The sequence below is a fragment of the Streptomyces sp. NBC_00310 genome (assembly GCF_036208085.1).
Lineage (GTDB): Bacteria > Actinomycetota > Actinomycetes > Streptomycetales > Streptomycetaceae > Streptomyces.
In genome coordinates this window covers 1,389,241-1,409,798 of record NZ_CP130714.1, presented here as the reverse complement: position 1 = coordinate 1,409,798, position 20,558 = coordinate 1,389,241, and the positions used below count along the sequence as shown (strand labels likewise).

General features: G+C 71.6%; 19 protein-coding genes and 4 pseudogenes. 16 read left to right on the top strand and 7 right to left on the bottom strand.

Going from position 1 to position 20,558, the window contains the following annotated elements; translation table 11 throughout:
* Nucleotides 1-11 precede the first annotated feature (11 nt).
* The 4 genes and pseudogenes from OG202_RS06200 to OG202_RS06185 all read left to right on the top strand — a co-directional run.
* Entirely contained in the window at nt 12-1,724 is a 1,713-nt protein-coding gene (locus OG202_RS06200) for an IlvD/Edd family dehydratase (protein WP_328222464.1), read from the top strand.
* Nucleotides 1,725-1,837: 113 nt separating this feature from the next.
* Entirely contained in the window at nt 1,838-4,543 is a 2,706-nt protein-coding gene (locus tag OG202_RS06195; RefSeq protein ID WP_328222463.1) for a LuxR C-terminal-related transcriptional regulator, read from the top strand.
* A gap of 302 nt (nt 4,544-4,845) precedes the next feature.
* Nucleotides 4,846-5,106 (top strand): annotated as a pseudogene (locus tag OG202_RS06190) (molybdopterin-dependent oxidoreductase); the annotation flags it as partial.
* 48 nt (nt 5,107-5,154) lie between these two features.
* Nucleotides 5,155-5,268, top strand: a pseudogene (locus OG202_RS06185) (NAD-dependent epimerase/dehydratase family protein); the annotation flags it as partial.
* A gap of 122 nt (nt 5,269-5,390) precedes the next feature.
* On the opposite strand, the gene OG202_RS06180 reads toward OG202_RS06185, so the two are convergent.
* Nucleotides 5,391-6,503, bottom strand: a complete 1,113-nt coding sequence (locus OG202_RS06180; protein ID WP_328222462.1) for a sensor histidine kinase — start codon at nt 6,501-6,503, stop codon at nt 5,391-5,393.
* Nucleotides 6,493-7,212 (bottom strand): response regulator transcription factor, encoded by a 720-nt coding sequence (locus tag OG202_RS06175; RefSeq protein WP_328222461.1) that lies wholly within the window; start codon nt 7,210-7,212, stop codon nt 6,493-6,495. The genes OG202_RS06180 and OG202_RS06175 overlap by 11 nt, the downstream gene beginning before the upstream one ends.
* A gap of 114 nt (nt 7,213-7,326) precedes the next feature.
* Between OG202_RS06175 and OG202_RS06170 the strand changes: the two genes are divergently transcribed.
* Both OG202_RS06170 and OG202_RS06165 read left to right on the top strand, forming a co-directional pair.
* On the top strand, nt 7,327-7,809 hold the full coding sequence (locus tag OG202_RS06170; RefSeq protein WP_328222460.1) for a glycosyltransferase: 483 nt from the start codon (nt 7,327-7,329) through the stop codon (nt 7,807-7,809).
* A complete protein-coding gene (locus OG202_RS06165; protein ID WP_328222459.1) occupies nt 7,806-8,648 on the top strand; it encodes a methyltransferase domain-containing protein in 843 nt (280 codons plus the stop codon). The genes OG202_RS06170 and OG202_RS06165 overlap by 4 nt, the downstream gene beginning before the upstream one ends.
* Before the next feature lie 302 nt (nt 8,649-8,950).
* Here the strand turns inward: OG202_RS06165 and OG202_RS06160 are convergent, their stop codons facing one another.
* Entirely contained in the window at nt 8,951-9,310 is a 360-nt protein-coding gene (locus OG202_RS06160) for a zinc ribbon domain-containing protein YjdM (RefSeq protein WP_326584767.1), read from the bottom strand.
* A gap of 147 nt (nt 9,311-9,457) precedes the next feature.
* On the opposite strand from OG202_RS06160, the gene OG202_RS06155 reads away from it, so the two are divergent.
* From OG202_RS06155 to OG202_RS06135, 5 genes are all read left to right on the top strand, one after another.
* Nucleotides 9,458-9,799, top strand: coding sequence for an ArsR/SmtB family transcription factor (locus tag OG202_RS06155; protein WP_328222458.1), 342 nt, complete (start codon nt 9,458-9,460; stop codon nt 9,797-9,799).
* A complete protein-coding gene (locus OG202_RS06150; protein WP_328222456.1) occupies nt 9,796-11,529 on the top strand; it encodes a SulP family inorganic anion transporter in 1,734 nt (577 codons plus the stop codon). Before OG202_RS06155 ends, OG202_RS06150 begins: the two co-directional genes overlap by 4 nt.
* Nucleotides 11,526-11,936 carry a pyridoxamine 5'-phosphate oxidase family protein gene (locus OG202_RS06145; protein ID WP_326584770.1) on the top strand — a complete coding sequence of 137 codons (411 nt, stop codon included), beginning with the start codon at nt 11,526-11,528 and terminating at the stop codon, nt 11,934-11,936. Before OG202_RS06150 ends, OG202_RS06145 begins: the two co-directional genes overlap by 4 nt.
* Nucleotides 11,933-12,352, top strand: a complete 420-nt coding sequence (locus OG202_RS06140; protein WP_327731050.1) for an ATP-binding protein — start codon at nt 11,933-11,935, stop codon at nt 12,350-12,352. Before OG202_RS06145 ends, OG202_RS06140 begins: the two co-directional genes overlap by 4 nt.
* Before the next feature lie 621 nt (nt 12,353-12,973).
* Nucleotides 12,974-13,324 carry an ArsR/SmtB family transcription factor gene (locus OG202_RS06135; protein WP_326584772.1) on the top strand — a complete coding sequence of 117 codons (351 nt, stop codon included), beginning with the start codon at nt 12,974-12,976 and terminating at the stop codon, nt 13,322-13,324.
* Here OG202_RS06135 and OG202_RS06130 read toward each other — a convergent pair.
* Nucleotides 13,321-14,413, bottom strand: a pseudogene (locus OG202_RS06130) (IS630 family transposase). The gene OG202_RS06135 and the pseudogene OG202_RS06130 sit on opposite strands and share 4 nt — an antisense overlap.
* A gap of 335 nt (nt 14,414-14,748) precedes the next feature.
* Here OG202_RS06130 and OG202_RS06125 point away from each other — a divergent pair.
* Together OG202_RS06125 and OG202_RS06120 are read left to right on the top strand one after the other, a co-directional pair.
* Nucleotides 14,749-15,123: a hypothetical protein gene (locus OG202_RS06125; protein WP_326584773.1), complete on the top strand. Its 375-nt coding sequence runs from the start codon at nt 14,749-14,751 to the stop codon at nt 15,121-15,123.
* 197 nt (nt 15,124-15,320) lie between these two features.
* On the top strand, nt 15,321-15,692 hold the full coding sequence (locus OG202_RS06120; protein ID WP_326584774.1) for an ArsR/SmtB family transcription factor: 372 nt from the start codon (nt 15,321-15,323) through the stop codon (nt 15,690-15,692).
* Between the two features lie 142 nt (nt 15,693-15,834).
* Here OG202_RS06120 and OG202_RS06115 read toward each other — a convergent pair whose 3' ends face one another.
* The 3 genes from OG202_RS06115 to OG202_RS06105 all read right to left on the bottom strand — a co-directional run bounded on the left by OG202_RS06115 (nt 15,835) and on the right by OG202_RS06105 (nt 18,450).
* Nucleotides 15,835-16,701 carry an alpha/beta fold hydrolase gene (locus OG202_RS06115; protein WP_327731052.1) on the bottom strand — a complete coding sequence of 289 codons (867 nt, stop codon included), beginning with the start codon at nt 16,699-16,701 and terminating at the stop codon, nt 15,835-15,837.
* Between the two features lie 4 nt (nt 16,702-16,705).
* Nucleotides 16,706-17,323, bottom strand: a complete 618-nt coding sequence (locus OG202_RS06110; protein WP_327731053.1) for a dihydrofolate reductase family protein — start codon at nt 17,321-17,323, stop codon at nt 16,706-16,708.
* Between the two features lie 104 nt (nt 17,324-17,427).
* Complete coding sequence (locus OG202_RS06105) at nt 17,428-18,450, bottom strand: NAD(P)-dependent alcohol dehydrogenase (protein ID WP_327731054.1); 1,023 nt, start codon at nt 18,448-18,450, stop codon at nt 17,428-17,430.
* A 123-nt stretch (nt 18,451-18,573) separates the two neighbouring features.
* Here OG202_RS06105 and OG202_RS06100 point away from each other — a divergent pair, with 123 nt between their 5' ends.
* From OG202_RS06100 to OG202_RS06090, 3 genes and pseudogenes are all read left to right on the top strand, one after another.
* Nucleotides 18,574-19,248: a TetR/AcrR family transcriptional regulator gene (locus OG202_RS06100; protein WP_327731055.1), complete on the top strand. Its 675-nt coding sequence runs from the start codon at nt 18,574-18,576 to the stop codon at nt 19,246-19,248.
* Nucleotides 19,249-19,362: 114 nt separating this feature from the next.
* Nucleotides 19,363-19,890 carry a DinB family protein gene (locus OG202_RS06095; protein WP_327731056.1) on the top strand — a complete coding sequence of 176 codons (528 nt, stop codon included), beginning with the start codon at nt 19,363-19,365 and terminating at the stop codon, nt 19,888-19,890.
* Nucleotides 19,891-20,210: 320 nt separating this feature from the next.
* A pseudogene (locus OG202_RS06090) lies at nt 20,211-20,558 on the top strand (hypothetical protein); the annotation flags it as partial.

Below are 20,558 nucleotides of genomic sequence, written 5' to 3'. Positions count from 1 at the left end.
AGGGGCTCGGGGTGACGCTCCGCAGTGCGCAGTGGTACGGGGGACAGGACCGCAACGCCTACATCCACCGGGCGTGGATGCGGCGGGGTGTGCCGGGTGACGCCTTCACCGGCCGGCCGCAGATCGCCATCGCCAACACCGCCTCGGACCTGACCCCCTGCAACGCGCATCTGGACGAGGTCGCGGCCTCGGTGCGCAACGGCGTGTACGAGGCGGGCGGCATCCCCCTGGACCTGCCGGTGGTGTCGCTGGGCGAGACGAACGTGCGGCCCACCGCGATGCTCTGGCGGAACATGGCCGCGATGGCCACGGAGGAGATGCTGCGGGCCAATCCGATCGACGGGGTCGTGCTCCTCGGCGGCTGCGACAAGACGATCCCCTCGCTGCTGATGGCCGCCGCCTCGGTGGACCTCCCCGCGGTCGTGGTCCCGGGCGGCCCGATGCTCAACGGCATCTTCCGCGGCGGCCTGTTGGGCTGCGGCACCGGTGTGTGGCAGCTGTCGGAGGAGGTGCGGGCGGGCACGCTCTCCCAGGAGCAGTTCACCCGCTCCGAGTCGGCGATGATCCGCAGCCGGGGCCACTGCAACACGATGGGGACGGCGTCGACGATGGCCCTGGTGGCCGAGGCGCTCGGCACCGTGCTTCCCGGCGTGGCGGGCACCCCCGCCCCCGACAGCCGACTCCTGGAGGCCGCGCACCGCACCGGTCGGCTGGCCGTGGACATGGTGGGTGCCGACCGGCGGCCCGGCACCTTCCTGACCAGGGCGTCCTTCCACAACGCGATCGTGGCGCTGGCCGCGGTCGGCGGCTCCACCAACGCGGTCGTCCATCTCCTGGCGATCGCCGGCCGCCTCGGTATCGACCTCACCCTCGACGACTTCGACCGCGTCGGCTCCCGGGTGCCGGTCCTCGTCGACCTCCAGCCGGCCGGGCGCTTCCTCATGGAGGACTTCCACCGCGCCGGAGGGCTGCTCGCCGTGCTGCGCGAGGTCCGCGACCTGCTCGACCCCGACGCGCTGACCGTCACCGGTGAGCCGCTGGTCGACCACCTCGACGACGCCACCGTCTGGGACGCCGAGGTCATCCGCCCGCGCGCCGAACCACTGGTCGCCGAGGGCGGCATCGCCGTCCTGCGCGGCAACCTCGCCCCCGACGGGGCACTGATCAAACCGGCCGCCGCCTCCCCGCACCTGCTGCGCCACCGGGGCCGGGCCGTCGTCTTCGACTCCATCGAGGACTTCCGCGCCCGCGTCGACGATCCCGACCTGGACGTAGACGCCGACTCCGTCCTCGTCCTGCGCGGCTGCGGCCCCAAGGGCTATCCGGGCATGCCCGAGGTCGCCAACATGCCCCTGCCGAGGAAACTCCTCGAACAGGGCGTCCGCGACATGGTCCGCGTCTGCGACGGCCGGATGAGCGGCACGGCTTACGGCACGGTCGTCCTGCACGTCGCACCGGAAGCCGCGGCCGGCGGCCCCCTCGCCCTCGTACGGACCGGTGACGTCGTCGTCCTCGACGTCGAGGCCCGCCGCATCGACGTCGACGTCCCCGCCGACGACCTCGCGCGCCGGGAGCCGGACCGCGCCACGGTCGACGGCTTCGCCGCCCCCCGGCGCGGCTGGGAACGCCTCTACGTCGACCACGTCCTCCAAGCCGACACCGGCGCCGACCTCGACTTCCTCATCGGCTCCAGCGGCTCCGAGGTGAGCCGCGAGTCGCACTGATCTCCTCGACCTAAAAGTCGGCAACGGCCGCGAAGACCGACGCAGCGCGCAGGCGCGGAGGAACCCTGGGATGCTGAACGGGGAAAACTGCCCCAGTTCTACGACCTGTGGTGGTGAGCGCCGTGGCAGGGTCCGGGAAGAGCGGTTCGGGGCCTACCGTCCCGTGTGCCGATCCCCAGGGCGACCCGTTTCTGCGCACCCGGTTCGCCGTACCGGCCCGGCCCGCCACGTTCCTGCGGCGGAACCGCCTCGTCGAGCACCTCGACCAGGCCCTGAAAACCCCGCTGACCATGGTCAACGGGGCCGCCGGGGCCGGCAAGACCCTGCTGGTCGCCGACTGGGCCGCGCGGCGGGACCGGCCGGTCGCCTGGCTCACCACCGAGGCAGGCGACCAGGGCCCCGGCATGTTCTGGGCGTACCTCCTCCAGGCGCTGCGCTCCGCCGGTGTGCCGCTGCCCGCCGGGATCGGGTGCCCCGCCGACGCCAGCCACGTGGACCGTACGCTGCTGACGCGGCTCGCCACCGAGCTGGGCGCCCTGGAGCGGCCGGTGATCGTGGTGCTCGACGAGTACGACCGGGTGACCGACCCGGAGATCGCGGAACAGCTGGAGTTCGTGCTGTACCACGGCGCGCCCGGCCTGCGCCTGATCCTCGTCACCCGCACCGAACCGCTGCTGCCACTGCACCGCCACCGGGCGGCCGGCGACATGACGGAGATCAGGAACGCCGAGCTGGCCTTCACGCCCGAGGAAGCGTCCGTACTGCTGGGCCTGCACGGCCTTCGGGTCCCGGTGGCCGTCGCGGAGGCGCTCGTGGAGCGCACCCGGGGGTGGGCGGCCGGCCTGCGGCTGTGCGCGCTGGCGGCGCGCGAGAGTCCGGATCCGGAGGCGTATCTGAAACGGTTCGAGGCCGAGCGCACGGCGGTCGCCGACTTCCTGCTCGCCGAGGTGCTCAGACGGCAGACCCCCGAGACCCAGGATCTCCTCCTGCGGGTCAGCGTCCTGGAGCGGTTCTGCCCCGAGCTGGCGAACGCGCTGACCGAGCGCACCGACGCCGAGGGCATCCTGGCCGGCCTGCATCGCGGGAACGCCTTCGTCGAGGACCTCGGGCACACCCGGTACCGCCTCCACCCGCTCTTCGGGGAGATCCTCCGCGCCCATCTGCGGATGCGCTCTCCCGGCCTGGAACCCGTACTGCACCGGCGGGCGGCGGAGTGGCTGCGCCGCTCGGGGACCCTCGCGGAGGCGCTCGACCACGGGGCCGCCGCGGGGGACTGGGAGTTCACCGCCGGCGCCCTCGTCGACGACCTCGCCATCGGTCAGCTCTTCACGGGCCTGCGCGCCGACGACCTCACCGAGCTGTTCTCCCCCATGGGCCCCGAGGCCACGAGCCCCGCCACGGATCTCGTACGGGCGGCCCGTGAGCTCTCCCGGTGCGAGGTCGACCGGGGCCTGGCCCATCTGCGGCACGCGGAACGGAGTCTGGCGGGGGAGGAGGACCGGGCGGAGGCGGCGGACGAACCGGGTCCGGCGGCGGCCCGGCTGAGCTGTCTCCTGCTGGAGGCGCTGGCGGCCCGGCTGACCGGCTCGCCGGAGAGGGCCGAGCTGGCGGCCGGAACGGCCGAGAGACTGCGCGAACAGGTCCCCGCCCACCTCCTGGACAAGCACCCCGAACTCACCGCCCTGCTCCTGGCCCATCTGGGGTCGACACGGCTGTGGGCCGGCCGCTTCGAGGAGGCCCGTGCAGCCCTGTCCCTCGTCGCCGACTGCGCCGGCGGCGCGTCGACGGCACTGCCACGTGAGGACTCCCTCGGCCGGCTGGCCCTCATCGACTATCTGAACGGCTGGCTCGGCCGGGCGGAACGCAAGGCCATGGCGGCACTGACCGTCTCCGAGCGGTACGGCCTGCCGCAGCCGTCCGGCTTCGGCATCGGACGGCTGGTCCTGGCCGCCGTGGCCGTCGACCGGGACGAGCTGCGGCTGGCCCGTTCCCACCTCGACGCGGCGGCGGACGCCCGGCCAGAGACGCGGGACCCGGTGACGGAGGCGGGCCGGGCCCTGGCCACCGCCAGTCTGCTGCTGGCCCGCGGTGACACCCGGGCCGCCCTGGCGGCGACGGAACCGGCCGTGACCGCCGACGTGGCCTCACCCTGGGCGGAGGGTCACACGGCGCTGGTCGCCTCCGCCGCCCACCTCGCCCGAGGCCACCCCGAGGCCGCCGCCGAACTGCTGCACGCCGTGCCCGGCCACCAGCCGGCGTGCGCCGTGGGGGAGGCGCGGGCCCGGCTCGCCGCGGGCACGCCCCTCGCGGCGATCGACCTGCTGGACGGGTTGCGCCCCGAGAGCCGCACCGGCCCGGCCGTGACCGTACGGGCCCTGCTGGTCCGCGCCGGCGCCGCGCACGCCGTCGGGGACCGGGCCACTGTGCGCAGACTCGTCGCCCAGGCGCTCCACGAGGCCCGGCGCGAGCGGCTGCGCCGGCCCTTCGCCGAAGCCGGCGGATGGCTCCGGCCCGTCCTCGACACCGCGCCGCTCAGGGACCTCGCGGCCGGCTGGCTCACCCCGGGCTCCCCCGGCCCGCCGTCGCGTACCGGGCCGCCCCGGCCCGAGGACCGGCCGCCGGTCGTGGAGGAGCTGAGCGGCCGCGAACGCGATGTGCTGCGGCGGCTGGACCGCATGATGTCCACCGAGGAGATCGCCGCCGACCTGTGCGTGTCGGTGAACACCGTCAAGACCCACCTCAAGAGCGTCTTCCGCAAACTGTCGGTGAACCGCCGCAACGACGCCGTACGCCGCGCCCGTGAGCTGCGGCTGCTGTGACTCGCCCGCCCGTCAAGGTCTTCGACGAGCAGCTGATGAACACCATGGTTGAGTGCATCGACACCGGCCGCGAATGCCAGTGACCGTGATGCGCTGAACCACCGCGCGGGCCTGTCCGCGGCCACCACATACCGCGGGCAGGCCCGCGTGATCGAGGTCGTCGGTGCCGACAATCGGTGCGACGGCTCGATGCGATGCGATGCGATGCGATGCGATGCGATGCGATGCGATGCGGTGGGGTGCCAGGTGCCAGGTGCCAGGTGCCAGGTGCCATCAGCGTCCATGTTCACGCCTGTTCGCGGGCCCGCCTGCGAGCCCTGCCCCAGCACGAGGCGGAGCTGCCGATCGCCTGCGTGGAGGGGTGGAGCAAGTCGGCGCGCTGGACGGGCGTGCGGGTCATGGACCTGGTGGAGTGGGCGAGAGCCCCGCCGCACGCGTGGGTGCGGGTGGTGTCGTTGCGGACCCGGGGCGGCTACCGGGTTTCGGAGAGGGGGGCACGAGCACGCCCGCGGCCCCTGACCCTGCTCGCGCTGCGCCTGAACGGGACTGCCATCCTGCCGGACCCCCACCGCGGGATCCGTGGGTGAACGCGCGGCCGTAGCGTCGGCCGCATGTTGATCCTGGGCCCTGGAGGCGCGGGCTTCACCGGCTCGCACCTCGTCACGGCCTTTGCCGGCGCCGGGCACGAGGTGCGCGTGCTCGACTCGCTGCCGTCCGCCGTCCGCCGTCCGCCGCCCACCGCACGGCTCCGCCGAAGGCACCGCTGCGGGCGCACTGACATCCCGGTGCGGCCACCGCGCTCCTGGGCCCCCGCAAGCGCAGGGCCGGCCCTGCGCCGGTGGGCCGCTCAGACAGCCGCGGGAAGGTGGACCTCGAAGCGGCAGCCACCCGGTACGTTGCTCACCGCCGCGCGTCCTCTGTGGGCCTCGACGATGCCGCGCACGATCGCCAGGCCGAGTCCGGCCCCGGCGGGCGGGGTGCGGGCGTCGGTGCCGCGCCAGCCGGTGTCGAAGACACGAGGCAGGTCCTCGGGCAGGATGCCGCCGCAGCCGTCCGTCACGGACACGACGACGCTGTCGGCCTCGCGGCGGGCGGACACGGCGACCGTGCCGTCGGTGGGAGTCCGGCGGATGGCGTTGACCAACAGGTTGGCCAGGACCCGGGACATCTCGCGGCCGTCGACCTCGATCGGCACGGGCTCGACCCCGTCGCCCACCAGCCGGACGCCGTATTCCCTGGCGAGGGCGTCGGCGCCCGCGAGGGCGTCACCGACCAGGTCGTAGACCGACATACGGGCGGTGTTCAGGGCCAGGACGCCGGCCTGGATGCGGGAGAGTTCGAACAGGTCGCCGACCATGTCGCTCATCCGCTCGACCTCCGTGCGGATCCGGGCGTGGTAGACACGCGGGTCGGCGACCATGCCGTCCTCCAGCGCCTCGGTCATCGCCTGCAGTCCGGCCAGCGGGGTACGCAGGTCATGGGAGATCCAGGCGACCAGTTCGCGGCGGGAGGCGTCCAGGGCCTGCTCCCGCTCCCGGGACGCGGCGAGCTTCGCACTCGTGGCGGCCAACTCGCGGCTGAGCGCGGCGAGTTCGGCCGTGGGTGCCGCGGCCGGCGGAGTGAAGCTGCCGCCGTCGCCGAGGGCGCGGGTGGCCCTGGTCAGGGCGCGGCTGCCCTTGACGACGCTGCGGCCGAGGAGGAGGGCGACGGCGAGTGAGACGACGGCCGCCATGGAGCACACCATCGTCACGACCCAGAGGTCGTGGTCGGAGAGGAACATCGCCCAGGCCACCAGCATCGTTCCGGCGAGCATCGCCGCGACCGTGACGGCGGCGACAACGGCCAGCGACAGTGTGACCGAGCGGTGGCGCAGCAGTCGCAGGGCGGCGGTACCGAGCAGCCCGGCGGCGGCTGCGCCGATCGCCGCGTACAACGCGATCAGGAGGGTGTCAGGCAGCATCGCCGCCTCCGTTCGTGCCGGGGACGTCGAAGCGGTAGCCCACTCCCCACACCGTGGTGATCAGCCGGGGGTGCGCCGGATCGTCCTCGATCTTCCCGCGCAGCCGCCGCACGTGGACGGTCACGGTCGACAGGTCCCCGAACTCCCAGCCCCACACCTGGCGCATCAGTTCCTCCCGGCTCGTGGCCCGCCAGGGATTGCGCAGGAAGAACTCCAGTAGATCGAACTCCCTTATGGTCAGCGCGAGTTCATCGTTGTGGCGGGTGGCGCGGCGGGCGGTGGGTTCCAGGGCGAGCGGCCCCGCCCGCAGCCATGCCCCGGCGGGCGCGGTCCGCGCGGCCGCCACCGCCCCGGCGCGGCGCAGTACCGACTCCACCCGCAGGACCAGTTCGCGGGGGCTGAAGGGCTTGGTGACGTAGTCGTCCGCCCCGACCTCCAGGCCGAGGATGCGGTCCTCCTCGTCGCCACGCGCGGTCAGCATGATCACCGGCAGCGGGCCGTCCCGCCGGATACGACGGCAGACCTCCAGTCCGTCCATGCCGGGCAGCATCAGGTCCAGCACCACCAGGTCCGGCGGCTGCGCGGCGGCCCCGGCCACGGCGGCGGGGCCGTCGGCGGCCACGTCGACGGCGAAGCCCGCCCGGTTCAGATAGCCGGCGACGACCTCGGAGACGGTGGGATCGTCGTCCACGACGAGTACGCGTTTCACGTTGGTGAGTCTCGCACCGGTGTCCGCTCGTCTGTGGGGAGCGGCTGTGGACGTCAGCGATCCGTAAGATCGCCAAATCCCTTATGTCCCTTTCGGGTTCGTAGGGTGAGTGGGGTGATCGAGACCTCCCCCTCCACCCCTGCCCGGGGCGACGTGGTGCTGCCCTGCCTCGACGAGGCCGGGGCCCTGCCGTGGGTCCTGGACCGGATCCCGGCCGGCCGGCGCGCGATCGTCGTCGACAACGGTTCGGCCGACGGTTCCGCGGACATCGCCCGCGACCTCGGAGCGTACGTCGTCCCTGAGTCCCGCCGCGGCTTCGGTGCCGTGTGCCACGCCGGGCTGACCGCCGCCACCGCCGACGTCGTCCGCTTCTGCGACGGCGACGCCTCCCTCGACCCCGCGTTGCTGCTGATGTTCACGGACTGCTTCGGTGCGATCCAGCGGTCGCGCCTGGCCGAGGCGGGACGGGCGGTGGCCGATCTGCCGGTACTGCGCGACGTGGACACCGCCGCCGACGCCGCGCAGGTCGCCGCCTGCTGTCCGCCCGGCTCCCGCTTCACCACCGCCCTCGCCCCGCTCGCGGAGGTCGCCCGATGAGCGGGACGGTGGCGACCGGTCTGGACACCGCCGTAACCGAGGGGACAGAGCCGGCCACAACGGGAACGCAGCCGCGGACCCTTACCGCGCGCACGGCGCGGATCTCCACGCCGACACAACCCACGGATCCGTTCGCACCCGGAGAGCCGGGCGAACCGTGGACCGACGACCCCTACGCCCACGCCCTTCGCGCCGGCCGCGGCCCGCTGTTCCTGCGCCGCCTGTCACCCCCTGATCACCCGGACGGCCTCCGTGAGGAGGTGCTGCCGCTGGACGTCGAGCGCTGGTGCGCACCCCCCGACGCCGCCGACACCAGCGTGCTGAGCCGCTGCACCGGTCCCGTCCTGGACGTCGGCTGCGGGCCGGGACGTCTGGTGGCCGCCCTGGCCGCCCGCGGTGTGCCGGCGCTGGGTGCGGACGTCAGCCCGGCCGCCGTCACCCGGACCCGGCGCCACGGGGGCGCCGCCGTGAGGCGGTCCGTCTTCGACCGCCTGCCGGGGGAAGGCGGCTGGGGCACCGCCCTGCTGATGGACGGCAACGTCGGTATCGGCGGCGACCCGCCGGCCCTGCTCACCCGGCTGCGAGAACTGGTCGCTCCCGGCGGTTGCCTGCTGGCCGAGGCCGCCCCGCACGACGTGGACGAACGCCTGACCGTCCGCGTCGAGGACGGCCGGGGGCGGCACGGCCGGCCGTTCCCCTGGGCACGTCTCGGCACCACCGCGCTGCTGCGCGTCGCCGACGCCACCGGCTGGGTCCTGACCGGCCGGTGGACGGCCGCCGGCCGTCCCTTCCTCGAACTCCACCGCCCGAAGCCGACGCACATCGACGCGCACCTGTGAATCCGACCGTCTGCCGACCGGTTACGCCGTGGCCCGGCCCCTGTTCGCCGCGGCGGCCCGGACGGCCCGCAAGGTCCCGGCCCGCGCCGCGACCGGTCCCGTGCTGGCCGGGTCGGCCGCCGTCGCGTCGGCCGCGCTGGGGGTGACCGGAGACGAACGGGCCCGTGACGCAGCGGACGCGGGAGGTGCCGACTCTGCATGGTCCTGGAGGCGTCGGCGGGGAGCGCCGGTGGACGACGATCAGCGCGGGCACCCGGGTGGCGGCGGGCGGGTGGGACCTCGCTCTGCGCTGACGTGTCGGGTCAGGCCTTCCTGACCACGCTGGACTTCAGTTGCATGGGGCCGAAGCCGTCGATCCTGCAGTCGATGTCGTGACCGTCCACGCCGTCGACGAGGCGGATGTCGCGCACTTTGGTGCCTGCCTTGATCCCGGTCGGGCTGCCCTTGACCTTGAGGGTCTTGACCACGGTGACGCTGTCGCCGTCGGCGAGGGTGTTGCCGACGGCGTCCCTGATCACCCTGGCCTCGCTGCCGTCCGCGTCCGCGGGCTCGGCGGACGCGGGCGACCACTCGTGGCCGCATTCGGGGCAGATCAGGAGTGCGCCCATCTCGTAGGCGTAGGTGCTGGAGCACTCGGGGCACGGCGGCAGGGTCTCGGTCACCGGGCGAGTGTACGCATGGAATGCTGAATTGCGTAATTTAGCAATTGGTTAGATGCTGTGAGGGATGTGCCCTGTCACCTGGTTGCCGCGGGCACCGCCGATTCGCGTGGTCCGGGGTGGGTGTCGTCGAGGGAAAGCTGAGGAGTTGTGTCCGTTCCGCTGTATCAGGCCAAGGCCGAGTTCTTCCGGATGCTGGGGCATCCGGTGCGCATACGGGTGCTGGAGCTGCTGCAGGACGGGCCCCTGCCGGTACGGGACCTGCTGGCCGCCATAGACGTGGAGCCTTCCAATCTGTCGCAGCAGCTGGCGATGCTGCGCCGGTCGGGCATCGTCGCCTCGGTGCGCGAGGGCTCACGTGTCGTCTACGAGCTGGCCGGCGGGGACGTCGCCGATCTGATGACGGCCGCGCGGAGGATTCTCACGGAGATGCTGGCCGGCCGTGACGAGCTGCTGGCCGAGCTGCGGGAAGCCGGGGCCGCCGCGCGATGACCACCTTGTTCGGCCAGGTGAGGGCCCGACTTGCCGCGCTGCTGCCCGGCCGCGCCGATCTGGCGGAGATGCGGCGCGACCCGCGCCGGGACCTGCTGGCCGGGCTGACCGTGGCGGTCGTCGCGCTGCCGCTCGCGCTCGGCTTCGGGGTCTCCTCCGGGCTGGGTGCGGCGGCGGGGCTGGCGACCGCGGTGGTCGCGGGTGCGATCGCCGCGCTGTTCGGCGGTTCGAACCTCCAGGTCTCCGGGCCGACCGGCGCGATGACGGTCGTACTCGTGCCGATCGTCGCCGAGCACGGACCGTCGGGCGTGCTGACCGTCGGGCTGATGGCGGGCGGGATGCTCGTCGCGCTGGCGGCGCTGAAGGCCGGCAAGTACATGCAGTACGTGCCCGCTCCCGTCGTGGAGGGGTTCACGCTCGGCATCGCGTGCGTGATCGGGCTGCAGCAGGTGCCGAACGCCCTCGGGGTGCCCAAGCCGGAGGGCGACCGCGTCCTGGTGGTGACCTGGCGGGCCGCGGAGGAGTTCGTCCGGCACCCGAACTGGACCGCGGTCGGCTTCGCGCTCGCGGTCGCCGTCGTGATGCTGGCCGGGGCCCGGTGGCGGCCGACCGTACCGCTCTCCATCGTCGCGGTGATCGCCGCGACCGTGGTGGCGCAGGCCGCCGGGCTGGACGAGGCGAAGCCGATCGGTGACCTGCCGTCCGGGCTGCCCGCGCCGTCCCTGTCCTTCCTCGATCTCGGTGCTCTGAGTTCGCTGCTCGCTCCGGCGGTGGCGGTCGCCGTCCTCGCCGCGCTGGAGTCGCTGCTGTCCGCCTCGGTGGCCGACGGCATGACGGTCGGCCAGCAGCATGACCCGGACCGCGAACTGTTCGGCCAGGGCCTGGCCAACATCGCCGTCCCACTCTTCGGCGGGGTGCCCGCGACCGGAGCCATCGCCCGTACGGCCGTCAACGTCCGTACGGGCGCGAACTCCCGCCTCGCCGCCCTCACCCACGCCGTGATCCTCGCGGTCATCGTCTTCGCGGCGGCGCCTCTGGTCTCGAAGATCCCGCTGGCCGCCCTCGCCGGCGTGCTGCTCGCCACGGCGATCCGCATGATCGAGGTCGGCTCGCTGCGGGCGATGGCGAAGGCGACCCGCTCCGACGCGCTGATCCTCGTACTGACCGCCGTCGCGACCCTGGCCCTGGACCTGGTCTACGCCGTGATCATCGGCCTGGTCGTGGCGGGCGCCCTGGCCCTGCGCGCCGTGGCCAAACAAGCCCGCTTGGACCAGGTACCCCTTGACCGGGCTGACCACAGCGCCGAGGAACACGCGCTGCTGGCCGAGCACATCGTGGCGTACCGCATCGACGGGCCGCTGTTCTTCGCCGCCGCGCACCGCTTCCTCCTCGAACTCGCCGAGGTCGCCGACGTGCGCGTCGTCATCCTGCGCATGTCCCGGGTGACCACCATCGACGCCACCGGCGCCCTCGTCCTCAAAGACACGGTCGACAAGCTCAACCGACGCGGCGTCGTCGTCATGGCTTCCGGGATACGACCGGGCCAGCGCCAGGCTCTGTACTCGGTCGGCGCGCTGGAGCTGCTGTGCCGGGAGGGCGGCGAGTACGCCACCACGCCCGAGGCGATCGAGGGTGCTCGCGCCTATTTGGAGTACGCAGGGGTCGTGCCGCCCCTCCCCGCCCGGAAGCACCGGCCGATCAGCGAGGAAGAAGAGGAAACCGTCGGATGAGCATGTCGCCCGTACCCCTGCGCATGGTCGAGGTCTCCGGTGCCGAGGCACTGTGGCTGCTGGAGGGCAGCGCGCTGGGGCGACTGGTCTACACGCACCGGGACCTGACCGTCGTCCGGCCCGGCCGCCACACCTGGGAGTTCGGCCGCGTGGTGATGCGTGCCCCCGTCCCGGCGTTCGCGATTCCGACGACGGCGACGTACCAGGTGGACGAGATCCGGGCAGTGGCCGGCACCGGCTGGACCGTCACCGTCGCCGGGCCGACCACAGTGATAACCGACCGCGATGAAGCCGCCCACTACCAGCGCACGCTGCCCGGCTGGACCCACGGCCCGCACGACACGCTGCTGCGCCTGAATCCCAAGACGGTGAGCGGATTCCGGCTCGCCCGCGCGGAGGTGGGATGAGTACCCAGCTCGAAGCCCTGCCCTACCGCCATGTGCTCACGCTGCCGATGATGCCCTCCGCGGTCCGCCTGGCCCGGGAGACCGCCGAGCAGGCCCTGGTCGAGTGGGGCATAAGCCTGCGCCATCCGGCCATCGGACCGGCTCTGCTGATTCTCGGCGAGCTGGTCACCAACAGCGTCCGGCACGCCGCGGTGCTCTCCCCGGAGGTGACCGTCATCTACGCGGCCGGCAAGGACTGTCTGGCGTTCGCCGTCCACGACCGCCACCCCTACCAGCCGTCCCTGTTCGGCGCGGTCACCGGGGTCGGCGGTCTGGGCACGGTCATGGAGCTCACCTGCGGTCTGGGCGGCACCGCGGTCGTCCGGGGGGACGCCGACGGCAAGGGCAAGAGCATCTGGATCTCTCTCCCGCTCTGAACCAACAGGCTGACTGTGCGAGGAAGCTGACCGGTGTCAGCGGGGGTCGGGGCCCCGCGGAATGTTCCCCAGGCCGCTTGCTCTCGACTGATGCGTCGTGAACCGGTTGGGCCGCGGACACATGCTCAGCCGACGACCGGCCCGGCTGACGTCGTTCCAGGCCACGGCGACATCACGGCGCTGATCACACGTGAAGCAAAGAGGATCAGCTGTGGTCGGCGTCCGGCGCGGGGGCGGCCGCCCGGTCACCGAAGGACAGCTTCACCATGCGGGCGGCGCCGCACCGTGGGCATCGTCCGTTCGCGCCGACCGCCGCAGGACGGCACTTCATTCGGCAGGCGGGGCACTTGAGCCAGACGACGCTCGCGCCACGCAGCGGAATGATTCTCACGCAGGCCTCCCTCGCATAATGTATGGAGTTGCTTATCTTAGCAATTGCTTAGGTCATCATCATGGGGTCTGCTGCGGTGGCTGCGTCGGGTTCCGGTTCCCAAGCACGGATTCGGCGCCTCCGGTGTCGCGGGCGAGGATGGGCAGCATGTGTGTGACGAGTGGGTGGATTCGATGCGCCGAGGAACGGCCGATACGGCCGCGCTGTTCCGTGGGGGAGGGGGTGGCACGATGAGTACGCCGCTATACCAACTGAAGGCCGAGTTCTTCAAGACGCTGGGGCATCCGGCGCGCATCCGGGTCCTGGAACTCCTGAGCGAGCGTGAGCACGCGGTCGCGGAGATGCTGCCCGTGGTGGGGATCGAGCCGGCGCATCTGTCGCAGCAGCTCGCGGTGCTGCGCCGGGCGAACCTCGTGGTGACCCGGAAGGAAGGCTCGGCCGTCTACTACTCCCTGACCAGTCCGCACGTGGCGGAGTTGCTGCGAGTGGCGCGCACCATCCTGTCCGGCGTACTGGCGGGACAGGCCGAGCTGCTCGCCGATCTGCGGACCGCCCAGGCGGAGGCCGAACCGCCGTCCTAGTGTTCTGAGTCGGGAATTCTGTTCAGATAACTGGCGAGGCGTTCGAGGATCTCGTCTGCGGTCTTCGTCCAGACGTAGGGCTTCGGGTCGGTGTTCCAGGCGGCGATCCAGTTGCGGATGTCCTTCTCCAGGGCTTGGACGGACCTGTGAACGCCGCGCCGTATCTGCTTGTTGGTCAGTTCGGCGAACCATCGCTCGACGAGGTTCAGCCAGGACGAGCCGGTCGGTGTGAAGTGCAGGTGGAAGCGGGGGTGGGCCCGGCAGCCACTTCTTGATGGCGGGGGTCTTGTGGGTGGCGTAGTTGTCGCAGATGAGGTGGACATCCAGGTCGGCGGGCACCTCTTTGTCGAGCTTGGTGAGGAACTTCTTGAACTCCTCAGCCCGATGTCTGCGGTGCAGGGAGCCGGTCACTTTGCCGGTGGCGGCCTCGAGGGCGGCGAACAGGGTGGTGGTGCCGGCGCGGACGTGGTCGTGGGTCACCCGCTCGGGAACCCCGGGCATCATTGGCAGCACGGGCTGGGATCGGTCCAGGGCCTGGATCTGCGACTTCTCGTCGACGCAGAACACCAGGGCCCGCTCGGGCGGGTCCAGGTAAAGGCCGACGACATCGTGGACCTTGTCGACGAAGTACGGATCGGTCGACAGTTTGAAGGTCTCCGACCGGTGCGGCTGCAGGCCGAAGGCCCGCCAGATCCGTGAAACCGACGACTGCGAGAGGCCCGTCTCCTTCGCCATCGACCGCGTCGACCAGTGCGTTGCGTTCTTCGGAGTGGATTCCAGCGTCTTGGTGACTACCGCGGCGACCTGCTCGTCCGTCACGGTCCTTGGGCCGCCCGGACGCGGCATGTCACCCAGACCGGCGATCCGGTACTGCACGAACCGGGCCCGCCAGCGGCCCACCGCATGGGGTGTGGAACCGAGCTGAGCAGCCACGTCCTTGTTCGAGGCGCCCTCGGCGCAGGCCAGGATGATCCGACACCGCAACGCCCATGCCTGCGGCGTGGAACGTCGCCGCACCCACTCCTCGAGTGCGGCCCGTTCTTCGTCCGACAGTGTCAACTCGGCCTTCGGCCGCCCCGTCCGTGCCATGGAGCAAGCCTATACATCTGAACAGAATTCCCGACTCAGAACACTAGCGACGGCCTCGTGACCGGTGGCCGTGTCCTGGGCGTCGGACGGCGCTCTGCTGCGAGGGAGGCGGCCACCTTCCCGACGGGCAGCGTGAAGCCCGCGATCTTCGTCCCCGACAGCGATGGTTAATTGCTGATCATGAGCGGTCATGAGCGACGCATCATCCGGCAATTCGGGGCTCCCTTGTTCAGTACCGGAACAACAGGGGTGCCGGGCATGGGTGGTTCGTAGGGTCCTGGCACCGGCGGAGAGGGCGATGCCCGGCCGCGCAATGTCCAGGAGGAGATGCTGGTATGAGCAATGTGGAGATTTCCCTGAAGGAGATCATGACGTCCATCGAGGGCGCGTTGGGGACCGCGCTCGTCGATTACACCAGCGGTATGGCGCTGGGCACGCTGGGGGGAGGCAAGGACCTCGACCTGACCGTCGCGGCGGCGGGCAACACGGACGTGATTCGTGCCAAGACCCGCACCATGGAACACCTCGGACTCAACGGTGCGATCGAGGATGTGCTGATCACACTCGGCAACCAGTACCACATCATCCAGCCGCTCAAGGGCCGTGGCGGCAATGGACTGTTCCTCTACCTCGTGCTCGACCGGGCGAAATCGAACCTGGCCATGGCCCGCCACCAGCTCAAGCGCATCGAGGTCGGACTCGAGGTGTAGAAGGCGCCGCGCTTCGTGGCCTCGCACGCCCATGACTTGAAGATTTCTTCAACTGGGCATATCCAGATCCGGTCAATCCCATGGGTGTGCGAGGCCGGATCCACGAAGATTGGTCTGCGCGGTACCGCCTGCGGCGGACGCACGGGCCACCGTGCCCGGAGAAAGCCCTCGAACGCGGCAGGGAGCGAGCGATTCTGATGCAGGTCCCCCTCTATCAGGCCAAGGCCGAGTTTTTCCGCATGCTCGGGCACCCGGTACGTATCCGGGTCCTGGAACTGCTGCAAAGCGGTCCTCTTGCCGTACGCGACCTGCTCAGCGAGATCGAGATCGAACCGTCCAGCCTTTCCCAACAGCTTGGTGTACTCCGCCGTTCGGGGATCGTGGTCTCCATTCGGGAGGGCTCTACCGTCAGTTACGCGCTGGCTGGTGGTGATGTGGCTGAACTCCTGCGTGCGGCTCGCCGGATCCTGACCGAATTGCTCGCCGGCCAGAGTGAGCTGCTCGCCGAACTCCAGCAGGCCGAACTCCAGCCGGCCCTCGCCCCCGGCGGAGCAGACCGACGACCTTGACTCCCCGGGCGCGATGGAGGCCGACCACTTCACCCGTGCCTACGGAATCACCCACCGCCCAGCCCCCGCGTCCCTCACCGCGGCCCCTGTTCGCAGGTCACCAGCAGATCCGGCGCTCGCCGCCGCGCGGCGAGCGCGGATGTCATACCCCCGGCACGCGCCGTCCTCCCCCGAGCGTAAGCATCGCCTCGGCGACCTCTCCGACCGCTGCTTCGGGGATCGCGGTGGCGGCCTCCTCCAGGACGAGCAGCCGCGCCCCGGGGATCTCGCGCGCGATCGCCTCGCCGTTGCCGACGGGGAAGAACCGGTCGCGGCGGCCGTGGACGACGAGCGTGGGGACATCGATCGCGCGCAGGCGCTCGCGCCAGCGGGGTTTGCAGTCGAGCCTGGAGAACACCATGCCCATCTGGTTGGCCATCTGGACCGGGGGTGCGGTGCCGGGCGTGCGGTCCCATATGCGCGCGGCGATCGCGCGCACGGCGACGGGGTCGTCGCCGCGGACCTCCGCGCCGTCGGCGGCGAACTCCGCCACCGCCTCGCGGTCGGTCCAGTCGGGCGTCGGATGCGCGAACAGTCGGCTCATCGTCGCTTGGTCATGGTCGGGGAGGTCGTCGTCAGGCGGGCCGGGCGCAACCGCGCGGGTGCCGGCCAGGGTGAGCGCCGAGAACGCGCCCGGATGGTCGAGCGCGGCCACCTGGGCGACCATCCCGCCGACGCCGATCCCCGCGAGGTGCGCGGGCCCGCCACCGAGCGCGTCAGCGAGGGCCGCCGCGTCGGCGGCGAGGTCGCGCAGGGTGTAGGCGGGTGCCTCCGGGTCCGCCGTCGTCGACTCTCCGCTGTCGCGCAGGTCGTAGCGCACCACGCGGCGCCCGCCGGCGGCGAGGTGCTCGCACAGCGCGTCGGGCCAGGAGAGCATCGTTGTCCCGCCCGCGAGCAGGACGAGGGGCGCGTCGTCGTCACCGAACGACTCGATGCCCAAGGCGATCTCATTGACGTTGACGGTGGTCATCGGATCACCGGACCACGTCGTAGGTCAGGTGCGTCGTGGTCGACGTCGAGGTCACGCTCCGCTGCACGAGCATGCGCGGTGCTCCACCGGTGAACAGTGGCGTCCCGGTGCCCAGCACGACGGGGGCGAGGTGCAGCGTCAGTGCGTCGACCAGCCCTGCGGCGAGCGCCGAGCCGATCGTGGCGCCGCCGCCCATGAGGACGACGTCGAGGTTCTTGCCGCTGTTCGACGACGCCGCCTCGGCGCGCTCGCGCGCGACGGTGATGGCGTCGGGCAGACCGGTGGTGACGAACGTCCAGTCGAGGCCGGTGAGCCGCACCGACTCCGGCGGCGAGCTCGTGACGACGACGAAGGCGGGCTTGCCGACCTCGCCGGCGCCGTAGCCGGTCTTGTCGTCCCAGCCGTGCGGCCCGTCGACCACGTCGAAGAGCCGGCGGCCGAGGACGACGGCGCCCGAGCGGGCGGTCGCCTCACGCAGGACCCGGCGGTCGTCGAGGTCGTCGGAGAATGCCCAGGTGTGCAGGGCCTCGCCGCCGGTGCCCAGACCGTTGTCCGGGCCGGGGTCGGGCCCGGTGACGAAGCCGTCGAGGGAGACCGAGATGTCAGCGATGATGCGAGTCATACCAGGGCAGACCCGATCCGCCGCCCAAACTCATCGCTGAAGCTGCTGGTGGACGGAAAGGTGCCGGAAAGGTGCCGGCAAGGTGCCGGCATCGGCCTGCGGCGTCACTCCGCGGGCAGGGCGAGCGCCACCTTGCCCGTGGCGCGGCCGGCGAGAAGGTGGCGGAGGGCCGCGGCAGTCTCGGTGAGCGGGTAGACGCGGTCCACGAGAGGGCTGAGCGTGCCTGTGTCGATGAGAACGGTCAGGTCGCGCAGCCCGTCGGCGTGCTCGGAGGAAATGAAGGTGCCCAGGTGCCGGCCCGTGAACGGGGACAGCAGCTGTGCGCGGAGCTGCCGGTCGGTGCCGCCGAGCCAGCGGCCGTTCGTCCCGCCGCCGGTGATGACCAGCCTGCCGCGGGGGGTGAGGGCGCGGCGCAGATCCCGCAGACCGCGGTTGCCCGCGATGTCGATGATGGCGTCGTAGCGCCGCGGGACGGCGAGGAAGTCCTCGCGCGTGTAGTCGATCACGTGGTCGGCGCCCAGCGCTCGTACGGCGTCGAGCTTGGGGGTGCTCGCGACGGCCGTGACCCGGGCGCCCAAGGCGTGGGCGAGCTGGACGGCGAAGGTGCCTACGCCGCCGGCGGCTCCCGTGATCAGGACCTGCTGGCCCTCCTGGACCTTGGCCTTGTCGCGAACCGCCTGGAGTGCGGTGAGCGCGCTGACGGGTACCGTCGCCGCCTCCTCGAAGGTGAGTCCGGTCGGCTTGGGAGCGATCCTGTCAGGACGGGTGGCGGCGTATTCGGCGAACGCGGCCACTGCCGTGCCGTAGACCTCGTCGCCGGGCGCGAAGCCGGTCACTTCGGGGCCGACCGCTTCGACGACACCGGCGAGGTTGCGGCCGGGGTTGGGGAGCTTCGGCTTGCGCAGGCCGCTCACGGGCCGGATCGCGTACGGCAGACCGGCCATCATGTGCCAGGTGCCCCGGTCCACGCTGGAGGCGAGCACACGTACCAAGACCTCGCCCGGCCCGATGCCGGGCCGGGCGAGCCGTGCGGTGCGCAGCACGGCTTCCGGCTCTGCTCCGTACCGCTCCTGTACGACGGACGCCATGGTTGCGGTTCCACCGGTGGTTGCGATCGGCTCACTCATGTTCCGCATCGTCCCTGCTCCCGTTCCCACGCTCGCGTACTTACGCTGTAAGTCAGGCTTACGCCGTAAGTACAACACTTACGGCGTAAGCTCGTCAATGCTGGGAGACCGAAAGAGGAAGTGATGTCCACCGTGACCCGACGTACCGTCCGGCAGCCGACCCGCGAGACCCTCACCCGGCAGCGGGTGCTGCATGCCGCCGTCGAACTCGCCGACGTCGGCGGCCTGGAGACGCTCAGCATGCGCAAGCTCGGTGAGGCCGTCGGAGTCGAGGCGATGTCCCTGTACAACCACGTAGCCAACAAGGAGGACCTGATCGACGGCATGGTCGACCTGGTGTTCGGCGAAGTCGAGGTGCCCACGCCGGGTGTCGACTGGCGACAGGCGATGCGGCAGCGGGCCGTCTCCATGCGCCTGGTGCTGTCCCGCCACCGCTGGGCCATCGGGCTGATGGAGTCACGGTCGACTCCGGGCCCAGCCACTCTGCGTCACCACGACGCCGTTCTCGGCTGCCTGCGTCAGGGCGGGTTCTCCCTCACCCTGACCGCCCACGCCGTCTCGGTTCTCGACAGCTACATCTACGGGTTCGCCCTGCAGGAGAAGACCCTGCCCTTCGACTCCCCGGAGGAGACCGCCGAACTGGCGGATTCCATCATGAGCGGTTTCGGCGATGGCGAGTACCCGTACCTGACCGAGATCGCGACCGCTCATGTCATGCGTCCCGGGTACGCCTACGGCGACGAGTTCGCATTCGGACTGGACCTCATCCTCGACGGCCTCCAGCAAGCGGCGGGCTGACGAGCCGGCGGAGTGCCGCCGTTGTCACTGGCTCGCCCGGGAGATGGGCGAGACGCATGTTCGTCGCCGGCGAAGACGGTCGTGGGCCACGACTGCTGCTGCCAGGGTGTGCGTATGAATACGACACCGGATGGACGGCCCATCCCACCCGCGCATGCCGACGAGCGCGCCATGCTGGAGGCATGGCTGGACTTTCACCGTGCGACTCTGGTCCTGAAGTGTTCGGGCCTCAAAGATGATCAATTAAGGTTCACAGCGGCGTCACCCTCGTCGATGACGCTGCTCGGTCTCGTTCAGCACATGGCTGAGGTGGAGCGCAACTGGTTCCAGCGTGTATTCGCAAGTCAGGATGTGTCGCCGGTCTTCGAGGAGAGCAACCTCGACGGCTTTGCCCTTCAGCCGGAACGAGGACTCGACGAGGCGACGGCTGCCTGGCAGGCGGAGATCGCCCGGGGCCGTGAGCTGATCGCCGACGCGTCGCTGGACGACTCCGGCCGCCTGTCCGCACAGGAAGCGGGTCACGTCGGCGATCAGGGTGTCTCCCTGCGCTGGATCATGGTGCACATGATCGAGGAGTACGCACGTCACAACGGTCATGCCGACCTCATCCGCGAACAGATCGACGGAGTGATCGGCGCATGAGACGTGCCGGCGCGGTCGCAAGATCCGCGCCGGCACCCGGCCCCGCTCGCAGCCGGCGGCGGCCCGCCCAGCCAGAGCCTTGGTGTGGGCCAGGCGGTAGCGATGGCGATGGCGATGCGGTGCGCCGGGCGCGCGAGCTGCGGTCGGCATGTTCTGTTCACGGCTCCGACGGTCCGTGGTCACCAGCGGCGCGGTGGCAGCCTCGCCCGCAGCGGGTGAGGCGGCGACAGGGCTCCTGAGCTGCGATGGAGGTGGCGGCCGGTCGGCGGTGGTCGCTGCCCGGCCGGCGCCCACCGGCGTTCCGGGGCCGACTCGGCGAAAAGGCCGGGATCAGCTTCGTCCCCACCGACCGGGTGCGGACGGCCGCCGAGCGCGCCGGACTGCCGCCGTCCGAGGTCGACGCCATCGCCGACTCCTACGCGTCGGCCCGGCTGAACGGTCTGCAGGCGGCGATCCTCGCCACCGGCGGCATCACCCTCGCCGCCTTCCTGGTCACCGCGCAACTGCCGAGCGGGCGGACGGACCGTACGAAGCCGCCGGGGACGGACCGGCCGGAGCCGCCGGGGACGGACCGGCCGGAGCCGCCGGGGACGGACCGGCCGGAGCCGCCCGGGACCGGCGCCCCGGCCGTCGCGCGTCGCGCGTCGCTCGACGCACTCGGTCGGTGA